Origin of the sequence: uncultured Allofournierella sp., assembly GCA_944382705.1 — a bacterium.
In the GTDB taxonomy this organism is placed as follows: domain Bacteria; phylum Bacillota; class Clostridia; order Oscillospirales; family Ruminococcaceae; genus Allofournierella.
This window is the reverse complement of sequence record CALWNE010000035.1, coordinates 1-14,021: the sequence shown is the minus strand read 5'-3', so window position 1 is coordinate 14,021 and position 14,021 is coordinate 1. Positions and strand designations below refer to the sequence as shown.

13 protein-coding genes are annotated in these 14,021 nt (G+C 59.9%); 7 read left to right on the top strand and 6 right to left on the bottom strand.

Going from position 1 to position 14,021, the window contains the following annotated elements:
* Positions 1-287 (top strand): PfkB family carbohydrate kinase (locus ACH2EM_RS05255; protein WP_395150420.1); only part of this gene is annotated, 287 nt, incomplete at its 5' end.
* Between the two features lie 176 nt (positions 288-463).
* Entirely contained in the window at positions 464-2,488 is a 2,025-nt protein-coding gene (locus tag ACH2EM_RS05250) for an AAA family ATPase (protein WP_395151084.1), read from the top strand.
* 86 nt (positions 2,489-2,574) lie between these two features.
* Here ACH2EM_RS05250 and ACH2EM_RS05245 read toward each other — a convergent pair whose 3' ends face one another.
* Positions 2,575-3,825: a peptidoglycan DD-metalloendopeptidase family protein gene (locus tag ACH2EM_RS05245; RefSeq protein ID WP_395151083.1), complete on the bottom strand. Its 1,251-nt coding sequence runs from the start codon at positions 3,823-3,825 to the stop codon at positions 2,575-2,577.
* A gap of 175 nt (positions 3,826-4,000) precedes the next feature.
* Here ACH2EM_RS05245 and ACH2EM_RS05240 point away from each other — a divergent pair, with 175 nt between their 5' ends.
* The gene (locus ACH2EM_RS05240; RefSeq protein WP_395151082.1) at positions 4,001-5,029 is read left to right on the top strand and encodes an alpha-hydroxy-acid oxidizing protein; all 1,029 of its coding nucleotides are present in this window, start codon (positions 4,001-4,003) and stop codon (positions 5,027-5,029) included.
* A gap of 60 nt (positions 5,030-5,089) precedes the next feature.
* Here the strand turns inward: ACH2EM_RS05240 and ACH2EM_RS05235 are convergent, their stop codons facing one another.
* Together ACH2EM_RS05235 and mutY are read right to left on the bottom strand one after the other, a co-directional pair.
* The gene (locus ACH2EM_RS05235; protein WP_395151081.1) at positions 5,090-5,320 is read right to left on the bottom strand and encodes a phosphatase; all 231 of its coding nucleotides are present in this window, start codon (positions 5,318-5,320) and stop codon (positions 5,090-5,092) included.
* A 95-nt stretch (positions 5,321-5,415) separates the two neighbouring features.
* Positions 5,416-6,483 carry an A/G-specific adenine glycosylase gene (mutY, locus tag ACH2EM_RS05230; RefSeq protein WP_395151080.1) on the bottom strand — a complete coding sequence of 356 codons (1,068 nt, stop codon included), beginning with the start codon at positions 6,481-6,483 and terminating at the stop codon, positions 5,416-5,418.
* A 178-nt stretch (positions 6,484-6,661) separates the two neighbouring features.
* Here mutY and ACH2EM_RS05225 point away from each other — a divergent pair, with 178 nt between their 5' ends.
* Together ACH2EM_RS05225 and ACH2EM_RS05220 are read left to right on the top strand one after the other, a co-directional pair.
* A complete protein-coding gene (locus ACH2EM_RS05225) occupies positions 6,662-7,777 on the top strand; it encodes a D-alanyl-D-alanine carboxypeptidase family protein (RefSeq protein ID WP_395151079.1) in 1,116 nt (371 codons plus the stop codon).
* Between the two features lie 117 nt (positions 7,778-7,894).
* Positions 7,895-8,809, top strand: a complete 915-nt coding sequence (locus ACH2EM_RS05220; RefSeq protein ID WP_395151078.1) for a CPBP family intramembrane glutamic endopeptidase — start codon at positions 7,895-7,897, stop codon at positions 8,807-8,809.
* A gap of 90 nt (positions 8,810-8,899) precedes the next feature.
* Here the strand turns inward: ACH2EM_RS05220 and ACH2EM_RS05215 are convergent, their stop codons facing one another.
* Positions 8,900-10,099, bottom strand: coding sequence for a coenzyme F420-0:L-glutamate ligase (locus ACH2EM_RS05215; protein WP_395151077.1), 1,200 nt, complete (start codon positions 10,097-10,099; stop codon positions 8,900-8,902).
* A 238-nt stretch (positions 10,100-10,337) separates the two neighbouring features.
* On the opposite strand from ACH2EM_RS05215, the gene glpK reads away from it, so the two are divergent.
* Entirely contained in the window at positions 10,338-11,840 is a 1,503-nt protein-coding gene (gene glpK / locus ACH2EM_RS05210) for a glycerol kinase GlpK (protein ID WP_395151076.1), read from the top strand.
* Between the two features lie 82 nt (positions 11,841-11,922).
* On the opposite strand, the gene ACH2EM_RS05205 is transcribed toward glpK, so the two are convergent.
* Both ACH2EM_RS05205 and ACH2EM_RS05200 read right to left on the bottom strand, forming a co-directional pair.
* Complete coding sequence (locus ACH2EM_RS05205; protein ID WP_395151075.1) at positions 11,923-12,372, bottom strand: threonine/serine exporter family protein; 450 nt, start codon at positions 12,370-12,372, stop codon at positions 11,923-11,925.
* Between the two features lie 16 nt (positions 12,373-12,388).
* Positions 12,389-13,153, bottom strand: a complete 765-nt coding sequence (locus tag ACH2EM_RS05200) for a threonine/serine exporter family protein (protein WP_395151074.1) — start codon at positions 13,151-13,153, stop codon at positions 12,389-12,391.
* A 195-nt stretch (positions 13,154-13,348) separates the two neighbouring features.
* Between ACH2EM_RS05200 and yqeC the strand changes: the two genes are divergently transcribed.
* Positions 13,349-14,021 (top strand): selenium cofactor biosynthesis protein YqeC (yqeC, locus tag ACH2EM_RS05195; RefSeq protein WP_395151073.1); only part of this gene is annotated, 673 nt, incomplete at its 3' end.

Below are 14,021 nucleotides of genomic sequence, written 5' to 3'. Positions count from 1 at the left end.
CCTTTGACAACGACTGGAGCGCTATGCTGTACGATGTTGCCAGCGACGAGTACTGCTTCTCCAAGCTGTACCACCTGCACATCATCGACCGTGTAGGCGGCGGCGACAGCTTTGGCGGCGGCCTGATCTACGCTCTGCTGAGCGGCAAGAACACCCAGGAGGCTGTTGAGTTTGCTGTTGCAGCTTCCGCTCTGAAGCACTCCATCGAGGGTGACTACAACTTCGTTTCTGTGGATGAGGTGGAGAAGCTGGCAGCTGGCAACGGCTCCGGCCGTGTACAGCGCTAAGGCGGTTTTGCTGCAAAAACCAGTCCCTGGGCACCATTAAACACAAGCAATCCCCCCGGCAGGCAAGGCCGGGGGGATTTGCTTTTTATTCCAGCTGCCGCAGCCCGGCGCATATTGAGCCAGAATGTGGTACAATAAGCAAAAGCGAATCAGCCATTTAAAGGAGGAATACAGCCATGGCCGCAAACGATTGGGAAAGCCTGATGAACGGGGTGTTTGGCAGTCAGGGCCGGTTTCGGGCCGGGCAGAGCCAAGCCCAGCCCCAGCAAAGCCCGGATGCTGCCACCCCAGCCGACAGCCAGCAGGCACTGGAACAGGAGCTGCGCCGCCAGGCCCAGGAGATTGCACAGCTGGGCAGTCAGCTGACCCAAAGCATGGAACAGGACGGCCTGCTGCTGCCGGGGCAGGCTGCGGCCAAGCCGGTCCCGCCGCCCGTCCACTCTGCCGCCAGTCTGGAAGCTTTCCAGGGTTTGGAACAGGCGGTGGAGCAGCAGGTGCTGGGTCAGCCGGAACTGGTGCGCCAGCTGGTGATTGCCTTCAAGCGGCCCTTTGTGTTGGGCACCCCCGCCACCGAGATGCGGGGCAGTCTGCTGGTACACGGCCCTCTGGGTACGGGCAAGCACCTGGCCCTGCAAACCATTACGGCGCAGCTGGCCCGCCGGGGGCTGCTGCCCAGCGATGAACTGGCCCGGCTGGAGCTGAACCGATACCCCGGCCCGGTCCAGGAAAAACTCTTTTTGCAGGATTTGTACGCTGCCCTCCAATCCCCGGCTGCAGTGCTGCTGCTGGAGGGCTGGCAGGGCTGCCACCCGGCCTTTTTGCACACGCTGGGCCAGCTGGTGCAAACCGGCAAAGCGCCCCTTAATAACCGGTACTTGGTGCAAAAAGGGGTGCTGGTGGAAACCGGCACTGCTCTGGCTCCGGGGGTGGTAAGCCACCTGAGCGCACCGGGCAAGTATCTGGTGTTTGTGGGTGCTCATGGCCCCCAAAGCCTTGCGGCAGGACTGGGGGCTCAGGCAGTAAGTGCCCTGGGGGATGTGTGCCAAAGCAAGCCCTTTGAAGCCCAAACCCTCACCGCCATTGCCGCCCAGCAGCTTAACCAGCTGGCCCGGTATGCCCAGCAGCAGCTGGGCTGGACGGTGGAGATGGATGCCGCCCTCAGGGACCTGGCAGCCGCCCAGGCCACGCCGGGCCGGGGTGCACTGCCCATTGGGGAGTTTTGCACCCGCTGCCGCCGGGCTTTGGCGGAATACCGTTTGCAGCAGGAGCAGCCAATCCAGCAGCCGCTGGTGCTTACCGCCCAGCAGGGGCGGGTGGTTCTCAAGCAGGGCGATGCCCAGCCGGTGGATTTGCTGGGGCTGCTGCGTCAGCCCTACACCGGGGATTTACAGCAGGCCCAGCAGCAGCTGGAGGCACTGGTGGGGCTGGAACCGGTGAAGGAGTATGTACGCAGCCTTTACCAGAATGTGCAGGTGCAGCAGCGCCGGGCCGCCCAGGGGCTAAAAGCCCAGGGGGTTTCCATGCATATGATTTTTACCGGCAACCCCGGCACCGGCAAAACCACCATTGCCCGGCTGGTGGGCCAGTACCTGAAAGCCATGGGCGCCCTCAGCAGCGGGCAGCTGGTGGAGGTAAGCCGTGCAGACTTAGTGGGCCGGTATGTGGGCCATACGGCCCCCCTCACCCAGCAGGTGATTCAATCGGCGTTGGGGGGCGTGCTGTTCATTGACGAAGCCTATTCCCTCTACCGGGGCCAGCAGGATACCTTTGGGCTGGAAGCCATCGACACCCTGGTAAAGGGCATGGAGGACCACCGGGAAGACCTGGTGGTGATTCTGGCCGGCTATACCAAGGAGATGCAGGACTTTTTGCAGGCCAACAGCGGGCTGCGTTCCCGCTTTCCCAATCAAATTGAATTTCCGGACTACACAGGCCCTCAGCTGTGGCAAATCACCTGCCAGCTGGCCACCGCCCGGGGCTATCAGCTTTCGGCGGACTGTCAGCAGCCGCTCACTGCCTATTACACCGCCGCCCAGCAGACAAACGCCAGGGAGCAGGGCAATGGCCGCCTGGCCCGCAACACGCTGGAACAGGCCATCCTGAACCAGAGCCGCCGCCTGATGGTGCAGACTCAGGCACCTTTGGAATTGCTGCTGCCCCAGGACTTTGAGCTGGAGCAGCCCCAAGGTGTGCAAGTCTGACAGCGCAAACAAAAAATCAAACCCCCAGCCGGTACCGGCTGGGGGCTGCTTGTTGCCATGGGTCTTAAAAATAAGGCAGAGGGGTTTTAACGGGGCTGGTAAAACAGGCCGCCGCTGGTTTTCAGCAGTTTGGCAGGGTCGATGGTTTTGTTGCCAATGCGCACCTCCCAGGTTACCAGCTTGTCGCACTGGCCCAGCTGCTGGCCCTGTTCCACCTGCTGGCCCTGCTGTACACTCAGACTGTCCAGATAAAACAGATAGCTTTTAACCCCACAACCATGGTCAATGACCACCGTGTTGCCGGTCAGTTCCAGCTGCTTTGCCAGCACTACTTTACCGGGGGCAGGGACCTTGACCGGCGCATGGAGGGCAGCCATGTAGGTAACACTGGCGGACTGGCCCCCAGAGCTGCCGTCCGGCAGGGTAAGCTTGGCCCCATAGGGCTGGTAGACAGTGCCCTCCACCGGGGCAGTAAAGCCGCCGCTCCAGTATTTTTCGCTGCTGCCCTGGGTGTACAGGCCGTACATGGTGTTAAAGAACTGCTCGTTGGCCTGGGCGGTGGAGCTGTCCGGCTGGGTGGTGGTAGTGCCATAGCTGCTGGCCGTTACCTCCACCGTGGCGGTGAGCTGCTGCTGGCCTACGGTCACGGTAATGGTGTGGCTGCCGCCGGGGGTGTTGTAGGAAGCTCCCAGATAACCCACCCATCCGCCGGACACCGGGGTAAACCAGATGCTGCCCAAATCACTTTCGCCCACTGGCGTCTGGGTTTGGTCCAGCACGCCGGAAACATACACCGCCAGGCTGTCCCCCTGGGCAATGGAGGAGGCGGACAGGGTGAGCAGCGCAGGGGCCTGCACCGTAAACCGGCACTGGTACTGATACCAGCCCTGCGCATCGGCCTTGCCCTGTTCGTACCCCTCGTTGGCTGCCACAATAGTAAGCAGGTAGCTGCCGTTTGCCCCAAAACGGAACTGGTTCCACTCAAGGCCATCGCCTTCAAAGACCTTCTGGCCGTCCTGGGTGGTGAGGGTGAGCTGGCTGTCCTCCAGGTTTAGGCCCTGGGGCAGCTCCAGTGGTGCAGAGTCCTGCAAGATAGGCTCCAGCGTCTGGATGGCCTGGCCGGGGCTTAGGCTGTGGGTGCGCCACAAAGCACCGCCAAACACCGGCAGCCGCCAGCTGTAGCCCACCGGCTGGCTCAGGGTCTGGCCTGCCAGGGTAATTTGAGAATCGGGCAGATGGCTTTCGTCCGCCTGCCAGTAAAAAAAGCCCAGAGTGCCGCCCACCAGCAAGCCGGTGAACAGTACCACCATCAAAATCCAGGCAAAAAAACGCTTCATGGGGTAATACCTCCCTGCAAAGGGGGCCGCAGCAAACACAGCAGACCCCTGTATTTGCCTTATTGTAACACAGTTCGACCCGGTACGCAAAAGGGGGATTGCCGCCTTGACAGACACAACCAAGGGGTCTATGATAGCCAATAAAGAGAACGAACCAATCAAGGGAGGAATCTGTATGACCTATCAGCAGGTATTGGAGCAGGCCCGCCAGTGCAGCGGCCCTTATTGCAAAGTGTGCCCTGTGTGCAACGGCAAGGCTTGCGGTGCCAGTATGCCGGGCCCCGGCGCAAAAGGTACCGGTACGGTGGCGGCCAAAAACTACGAAGCATGGCAGCAGGTGTACCTGAACATGGACACCATCTGTGAAAACAAACCGGTGGATACCAGCTTTTCGTTTTTTGGCCAAACCTACTCGCTGCCGGTGTTTGCAGCACCGGTGGGGGCGGTGAAGCTCCATTATGGCGATCGGTTCACCGACCTGGAGTATAACAACATTCTGGTGCCCGCCTGTGCCCAGGCAGGCATTGCCGCCTTTACCGGCGATGGCATTGACCCGGCGGTGTTTGATGCAGCGGCAGATGCCATCCGCAACGCCCAGGGACGGGGCATTCCCACCGTAAAACCCTGGGATGCGGACACCCTGGCCCAAAAGCTGGCCGTTGTTCGGGCCAGCGGTGCCCCGGCGGTTGCCATGGACATCGACGCTGCCGGTCTGCCTTTTTTAAAAGGCAAGACCCCGCCCGCAGGCAGCAAAACCACCCAGGAGCTGGCGGAAATCGTCCGGCAGGCCGGTTTGCCCTTTATTGTAAAGGGGGTTATGACGGTGCAGGGAGCACAGAAAGCTTTGGAGGCAGGAGCGGCGGGCATTGTGGTATCCAACCACGGTGGCCGTGTGCAGGATGGTGTGCCCCCCACCGCCTGGGTACTGCCGCAAATTGCAAAAGCCGTAAAAGGCAAACTGATGATTTTGGTGGATGGAGGCATCCGCAGTGGTGTGGATGTGTGCAAGGCACTGGCCCTTGGGGCGGATGCAGTCATGCTGGCCCGGCCCTATGTAACCGCCGTATATGGCGGCGGGGCAGAGGGTGTGGCGGTGCTCACCGAAAAACTCCGCACCGAGTTGCAGGACACCATGGCCATGTGCGGCGTGCACAGCCTGGCGGAAATTGGCCCCCATCTGGTGTTTGGGCAAAAAACGCTGTAACCCCCATGCTATAGCATCCAGCAATAAAAAAAGACCTGGCACCGGGCCAGGTCTTTTTGCTTATTCTTCGTCTTCAGCCTCGGTGTCGGCTTCCACAACATAGTCCGGAGCAGGAGCGGCTTCTTCGGCGCTGACAGGCTCGTCCTCTTCGTCGAACTCATCGCTGAACAGCAGCTGCTCGTACTCGTCCAGCTCCTTTTCACGACGGCGGATATACAGCCAGGCTGCGGTGAGTGCGCCCACGGCAGCGGCCAGGAACAACAGAATAGCAACGAGGGTAGAATGCTTCATAACAAAATCCTCCTTTGCAGGGGCAGCGTTGGCGCGCCTGCGATCATTTACGGGTCTGACTTTATTATATCCTGCAAGGGGTAGGAATACAATGCTTATTTTGCAAAGATTTCCGCAGCAAGCCCCAGCAAAGCCCGGTAGGCCTTGAATGCACCGGGCAGGGTATACTCCTGCTCCAGCTGCTGGGAGGTCACCCACCGGCAGCCCTTGGGGGCCGGGCCGGGCTGGGCCTGTACCATCCAGCCGCTCATCTGCCACTCAATGTGGCTGAAAATATGCTTGGCTGCAGGCAGTGGCTGGCCCAGCTGTGCTTTAAGCCCCAGGTCTGCCAGCCACTGCTGCGCCTGGGCGGCATCCAGGGGCTGTTCGGCCAAAAGGGGCTGCCAAAGCCCGGCCAAAAGCCCCCGGCGGGGCCGCTGCTGCAACAAAAAGCCCTGGCTGCTGCGCACCAAAAATACCGTAACCGATTGGGTGCGCCGTGCTTTGGCGGCTTTTTTTACCGGCAGCTCCAGCTGGGTGCCTGCCGCCCTGGCCCGGCACAGATGGGCCAAAGGGCACTGACCGCACAGGGGCTCGCCCCCAGGCAGACAGACCAGCGCACCCAGCTCCATAAGGGCCTCGTTGTAATCGCCCGGTGTTTCGGGGGGCTGGTGCTCCATTACCCACTGGGAAAAAGCCCGTTTGGTTTTGGTGTCCATAATGTCCCGGTCGTCGTTGTACAGGCGGCTGAACACCCGCAGCACATTGCCGTCCACGGCAGGCACAGGCAGATGAAAGGCGATGGAGCCAATGGCCCCGGCGGTGTACTCTCCAATGCCGGGCAGCTTGCGCAGCAGGTCGTAATCGGCAGGCAGCTGGCCGCCATACTCCTGGCAAACAATCTGGGCGGCTTTTTGCAGGTTGCGCACCCGGTTGTAGTAGCCAAGGCCCTCCCACAGCTTGTGGAGTTTTTCTTCCGGGCACTGGGCCAGGTCCTGAATGGTGGGCAGCTGCTCCATCCAGCGGTGATAGTAGTCCAGCGCAGCGGCCACACGGGTTTGCTGAAGCATAATCTCGCTTACCCAGATGTGGTAGGGGGTGGGGTCCTGCCGAAAGGGCAGGGTACGGGCGTTTTGATAAAACCAGTCCAGCAGGGCTGGCGCAATGGGGGCAAGGCCGGGCATGGGCAGAGTTCCTCCTTGTGGGTGTGTGCAGTTTCTCCCCAGTATAGCACGCTGAGAGCGCAAAGTCGAGGAAAGAGCAAAAATCTCCCAGCCTGCAAGCTGGATGAAATGAAATATAGCCGGGCCATTCATCGTTTATACCATGGAACAAAATTCCCGGCACAGGAAGGATGATTGAATGGATAATCAAAAACGGCGGCTGGCACGCAAACAGGCGCAGCGTGCAAAGGTGCGGCGCAAAAAGCGCAGAAGGGTGTTGGTGCTGGCAACGCTGCTTTTTAGTTGCCTGGCCGCAGTGGCTTTGCAAGGCCCGCTGGGCTCCAAGGGAACATCAGCCGCAGGCTGGGGCAGCAGTTTGTGGGCCCAGGTGATGCCCAGCCCCTCGCCTACTGCTTCGCCTGTACCCACCTCCACGCCAACCCCCACGCCAAGCCCAACCCCGGCACCGCCTTCCATCCAGCTGGACACCAGCAGCCTGTACAGCCAAAAGCTGCTGCTGATGGATCTGAAAACAGGCCAGGTTCTGGCCAGCCAGGGCAGCGACGAAACCATCTATCCTGCTTCACTTACCAAAATGCTCACCGCACTCACAGTGCTGGAAACGGATGGTTCCCTGGAGGATGAGGTGGATATGCCCCAGGATATATTTGCAGAGCTGTATGCCCAGCAGGCTTCCATGGCAGGCTTCTGGGCAGGAGAGCCGGTTACACGGCGAGACCTGCTGTATGGCATGATGCTGCCCTCGGGAGCAGAGTGCTGTGTAGCCTTGGCCCGGCAGTTGGATGGTTCGGAAGAAGCGTTTGTGGAGCGCATGAATCACACCGCACAACGGCTGGGCATGACCCACAGCCATTTTGTGAACACAACGGGGCTGCACCAGCCACAGCACACCAGCACATTGGAGGATTTGGCCCTGCTGGCCCGGTACGCTTTGCAGCAGCCGGAATTCCGCACTGTTTTTACCAGCAGCCAGTACACCACAGCCCCCACCAGCGCACACCCCCAGGGGCTTACCCTGTATAGCACCCTCTTTCGTTTTTTGGCGCAGCAGGGAGAAACGGGACAGCTGCCCGGCGGAGCTATTTTGGGCGGAAAGACCGGTTTTACAGACCAGGCAGGCCTGTGCCTTGCAAGCTTAGCGCAAATCAATGGGCGGGAATACCTGCTTATTACCGCACAAGCCCAGGGCTCGGCAGCAACACCCCCCTATCATGTGTTGGATGCACTGGAGATATACCGCCAGGTGGACCGGCAGACCAGCCCCGCCGGACCGGACAGCCAAGATGCTCAGTAACCTTTCAAAAAATCCAGGAGATTTTGTGGTATTTGCGCCGATAGTGTGATACACTTATTACAAATATTACAAAATAATTTGCGGGCCAGCGGCCCCAAATAAGGGAGGCTGCCAACCTTGCTGCAACAACAAACAATCAACCAAGCCCCGTCCTTCCGGCGCACCGTAAGCATCCTGGCTGTCGGCTTTGCGGCCATGTTTCTGGTGCAGTATGGGGCATATACCCTCATTGCCTATATGGCCCGCTATGCCCGTGTATGGTTTACCATGGATACCTGGACGCTGCTGAATGATTTGTGCCTGTACGGCATGGGTCTGCCGGTGCTGCTGCTGGTGGGCCAGCTGCTGCCCAGCACAGGCCAGCTGCCCTTAAAACCAAAGCGGAGCTTGCCGCCGCTTGCCTTTGGCCGGGCCCTTTGTGTGGGCTATGCAGGCATGATTGTGGCCAATTTGGCCTGCGCCCTGGTGCTGGGGCTTATCCGGTTGGCACTGGGCCGCTCGCCGGTGCAGGATTTAGTGGGCCAGATGCTGGACACCCTTTCCCCGGCCGGGGCCCTGCTGCTGGTGGTGCTGGTGCCCGCCATAATGGAGGAGCTGGTGTTCCGGGGCTACCTTTACAAAAAGCTGATTCGCTTTGGCGAAGGGCCCTACATCCTGGTTTCGGCCCTGTTCTTTGGCACCTTCCATGCAAACTTTGAGCAGTTTTTGTACGCCTTTGTGCTGGGGGCATGGCTGGCCTATCTGGTGTGCCGCACCGGCACCGTGCTGTACGGCATGATGATTCACCTGTTTGTGAACTTTTACAGCGCCAATGTGCTGGTTCAAATCGGCGATGGCATGGCGGCCAGTGTGCTGAGCTGGGTTATGCTGCTGGTGGTTGGCCTGGGCTGCGTGCTGTTTTTGGAGATGCGCCGCAGCCTGTTTGTACGCCCTGCCCTAGTGCGGGGCAGCCTGGTAAAGCAGGTGGTATGCAACCCGGGCATGATTGTGTGGCTGCTGGTGTTTTTGGCCGTGAGCATCTGGAGCTTTTAAAAAAACCTGCCCGGGCAGATTTCAAACAAAAAAGCCTTTCCGAACCAATGGTTCGGAAAGGCTTTTGCTTTTGCAGGTTGAAAGGGGGGCTTACTTGGTGTAGTTGTCGAAGTAGCCCTGCACCAGAATGATGGGGGTGCCCTTGTCGCCGCTGCCGCTGGTCAGATCGCACAGGCTGCCAATCAGATCGGTGAGGCGGCGGGGAGTGGTGCCCTGGCTGGCCATGTTGCCGGTGAGGTTTTCGGCCTTTTCGTCCTTCTCCCGGATGGCCTTGGAGATGGCATCCTTCAGCTCCTGGCCGGAGAGGGAAGCAAAGTCGTTATCGGCCAGGTACTTGAGCTTCAGCTCGTTGGGGGTACCTTCCAGGCCGGCGGTGTAGCCGGGGGAAACAACAGGGTCGGCCAGCTCCCAGATTTTGCCCATGGGGTCCTTAAAGGCGCCGTCGCCGTACACCATAACCTCCACATGCTTGCTGGTTGCATCCAGAATGCGCTGCTGAATGGCCTCCACCAGTTCCTGGCAGTGGATGGGGAACAGCTTCACGGTTTCTTCGGTGGCCTTGTTGGAGCCCAGCAGACCATAGGTGCTGTTGTAGCCGCTGCCGTTTACGCTCTCGGTCATGATTTCATCCAGGCACAGCACCTTTTCGGCACCGGCAGCCTTCAGCAGGCGCTGGGTGCGCTTGCGGGTGTGGATGTCGCAGGTGAGCACATTCTTGGTGTAATCCAAAATGGCACGGGGGTTGTTGGCAAAGATGATTTCCGCCTCGGCGCCAGCTTCCTCGATGACGCTGCGGTAGTACTCCACATAATCCACGCCGGTGAAGGTGTGCTTTTTGTAGCCAAACAGTTCCCGGTAGCGCTCCTCGCTGAGCACATCGCTCCAGGGGTTCACGCCGGAGGCATCCAGTTCATCCTCGGTAATCAGATGGTTGCCCACCTCGTCGGAGGGGTAGCTGAGCATCAGAACCACCTTTTTGCAGCCGGATGCAATGCCCTTCAGGCAGATGGCAAACCGGTTGCGGCTCAGGATGGGGAAGATAACGCCCAGAGTTTCGCCCCCGAACTTTGCCTTTACATCCTGGGCAATCTGCTCCACAGTTGCGTAGTTGCCCTGGCTGCGGGCCACAACGGCCTCGGTTACGGCAATAACATCCCGGTCCTGAAGGCTGAAGCCCTCGCTCTGTGCAGCGGCCAATACAGAGTCCACCACAATGCTGGCCAGGTCATCGCCCTGACGGATGATGGGGGCACGGATACCCCGGGACACGGTGCCAACCAAACGTTCCATAAAAACATTCTCCTTTGAGGTTGTTTGGCACAGCAGAGCCACAGACCCGCTGTGCAGATTCATTCATGTTACATTATAAATCCCAGGCAGGACATTGTAAATTGTTTTTATGGCAAAATTATACGCAAAATTACCGTTCACTCCAGGGCGTTTAGGGTGTTTTCCGGTGTTTGTGTTTGCCAGTGGGATGTGGTACACTGAACAACAGAGCAACTGAACCGGAAAGGATGAACTATATATGGCAAGATACATTCTGGCGCTGGACCAGGGAACCACCAGCAGCCGTGCCATGTTGTTTGACCAAAACCAGGCCGCCGTGGCGGTGGCGCAGCGGGAGTTTGCCCAGCTGTTTCCCCAGCAGGGATGGGTGGAGCATGACCCCATGGAGATTTGGTCCAGCCAGTACAGCGTAATGATGGAGGTTATTGCAAAAAGTGGGGTGGACCCCAAGGACATAGCCGCCATTGGCATTACCAACCAGCGGGAAACCACCATTCTGTGGGACCGGCACACCGGCCGCCCCATTTACAACGCCATTGTGTGGCAGTGCCGCCGCACCGCCCCCCTTGTGGACCAGCTGCTGGCCCAGGGGCTGGAGCAGCACATCCGCACCACCACCGGCCTTGTGCCGGACGCCTATTTCTCCGCCACCAAAATCAAATGGATTCTGGACCAGGTGCCCGGCAGCCGCCAGGCAGCCCAGCGGGGGGATGTTCTGTTTGGCACGGTGGACAGCTGGCTTTTGTGGAAGCTGACAGGGGGCGCCATTCACGCCACCGACCGCACCAACGCCAGCCGCACCATGCTGTTTAACATCGAAACCCTGGATTGGGACGATACCCTGTTGAATGCCCTGGACATTCCCCGGGACATGCTGCCCCATGTGCTGGAAAGCAGCCGGGTATTTGGCACCACCAACATCAGCGGGGTGGACATTCCGGTGGCAGGCATTGCAGGCGACCAGCAGGCCGCCCTTTTTGGCCAATGCTGCTTTGAGGCAGGCCAGGCCAAAAACACCTATGGCACCGGCTGCTTTTTGCTGATGAACACCGGCAGCCAGCTCTGCCGCAGCCAGAACGGGCTGGTAACCACCATTGCCGCCAGCGTGGGCAGCCAGGTGCAGTACGCACTGGAGGGCAGCGTGTTTGTGGGCGGCGCAGTGATTCAGTGGCTGCGGGATGAACTGCGGTTTATCACCGAAAGCCGGGATGCAGAGTACTATGCCCAAAAGGTGCCGGACAGCGGCGGCGTGTACATTGTGCCGGCCTTCACCGGCCTGGGTGCACCCTACTGGGATATGTATGCCCGGGGCTGCATGGTGGGCATTACCCGTGGCACCCGGCGGGAGCACATCATCCGGGCGGCCCAGGAGTCCATTGCCTACCAAAGTGCCGATGTGCTGGCCGCCATGGAAAAGGACACCGGGATGCACCTGCGGGAGCTAAAGGTGGACGGCGGAGCCTCCCGGGATGGCTTTTTGATGCAGTTCCAGGCGGATGTGCTGGACTGCACCGTTCGCCGGCCGGTAATCCGGGAAACAACGGCCCTGGGCGCTGCCTACCTGGCAGGGCTTGCGGTGGGCATCTGGCAGGATACCCGCCAGATTAGTGCCACCTGGAACTGCGATGTGGCCTTTGAGCCTTCTATGGAACCGGCCAAGCGCAGCCAGCTGCTGGAAGGCTGGCACCGGGCAGTGGGCCGCAGCCTGAACTGGGAGCCAAAGCAAACCCCCAACGGATAACCCTCTTTGCAGCATAAACGCAAAAAACCGCTCCAAAGCCCGGTTGGCTTTGGAGCGGTTTTTTAGTTGCCTTAAAGGGCCCTTACCGGCGGCCCAGCAGCCCGGCAATCCGGCGGAACAGCCCGCTGGGCAATTCCAGCCCCAGCAGGATGGCAAGCACCATCACCACAGCGGTTTGCAGGGCGGTGGCACCGGCACTGCGCACATGGGCCATGTCGCCGGCCACCAGGGCAATGGCTGTGCGGTACACCGCAAGACCGGGAACCAGAGGAAAGATACCGGGAATCAAAAAAATTGTAACCGGGCAGCGCAGCTGTACCGCAGAAAAACGGGAAAAGAACACCACCGTTACCGTGGCCACAAAGATGGCAGGCAGGGCACCCATCAGATGAGAAGCGGCCAGATACACCATCCAGCTAAGGCCGCCGGTAACACCGCACCGCAAAAAGTACCGGGGCGGCACATGAAACACCAGCGAAAAAGCGGCAGTGCCAATGCCGGCGGCAAGCGTTTCGCAGATAAAACGAACCATTCAATGCTCCTTTCCCTTACAGCTGCCCCAAAAACCAGCCGCCTAAAAACACTCCGGCGGCAATGCAGAAGATTACCAGCATAGCGTCCAGCAGCCGCACACTGCCAGAGATATAATCCTCGTCTGCAATATCACGGATGGCGTTGGTGAAGGCCATGCCGGGCAGCAGCTGGGCCACCGCCCCGGCGGTAATGATTTCAAGATTTGTGCCAAGGCCCAGGTTCAGCAGTGCTATGGCGGTTAGGGTGGCCAGCGCACCCCCGGAGATGTGAAGGGCGATTTTGGAAAGCCGCCCCCGCACCAGAAAAAAGAAGTACAGGCACAGCACCGTGCCGCCAATGCCAGCCGCCAGTGCGTCCGCCCAGTTGCCGCCAAACACATAGGCAAAGGCGGCGCTGCCAATGGCGCAGGCCACCAGCCGCTGCCATGCAGACCGTGTGGTCATGGCCTGAATCTCCCGCAAGCGCTGATACGCCTGGCGGGGTGTATGTATGCCCAGGGTAATTTCCCGGGAAAGCTGGTTTACCGCATCAATGCGGTCCAACCGGCTGGAGCCCAGGGGAATATGGCTCACCTTGGCCTGGTACCGGCGGCCCTGGCCCCCGGTGGAAAGCAGCACACCATTGCTCACCACAAAGGAGTCCAGCTGCGGGCAGCCGTAGGCTGTGGCAATGCGCTGCATGGTGTCGGTTACCCTAAAAATTTCCGCACCGCTGGCCAGCAGCACCTCACCGGCCAGGGCAACGGTTTCAAACACCAGTTCTTCGTTGTATTGTTGCATGGTAGCTCTCCTTGGAGGGTAATGTGGGGGGATGGCGTCTATACCCCCCTATTATAAGGGCTTTGCCCGCTTCGCACAAGCTGAACAAGTGGTGAGCACGGGGATTTTTTGCACCGCAAGTCTGCGGCTGCTTGTGCCAGCTTGGATTATGCGTTATACTGTATTTGTTATAACGAAAAACAGGGGGCGATGCAGATGCAGCATCCAACGCTGGCCCAGCTGCTGGGCATCCAGCCCGGCATTACTGCCTTGGTGGGAGCGGGGGGCAAAACCACCGCCATGCTTACCTTGGCTCAGGAACTGGCCGCCCAGGGGCAGCGGGTAATTATCACCACCACCACCCATATCTTCCCCCCCGATTGTGGGCTGTATGGGCCGGTGCACCAGCCTGGGGATTTGGGCGGCATTGCCCGGCAGCTGGAGGCAAGGGGCCTGGCAGTGGTCGCTGGCCCCCAGGACCACCGGGGCAAACTCACCGCCACCACCCCCCAGGAGCTGGCCCGGCTACCCCAACTGGCGGATGTGGTGCTGGCAGAGGCAGATGGTTCCCGTATGCTGCCCTGTAAAGTGCCCGGCCCCCAGGAGCCGGCCTTACCGGAGGATACGGTGCAGGTGGTGGGTTTGGTGGGTCTTTCCTGCCTGGGCAAACCGCTAGAGGAGGTATGTTTTCGCAGCCAGCTGGCCTGCCAGCAGCTGAACATCACCCCCCAGCAGCCTTTGAATCCCGGGCAGCTGGCCCGAATGATTACCAGCCCATGGGGACTGGCTAAAGCAACCCAGGGACGGCGGTTTTCGGTGGTGCTCAACCAGCGGGATGCCTGCCCGTCCCAGATGATAAAAGAGTTAGTGCAAGCCATTCACAGCGGCA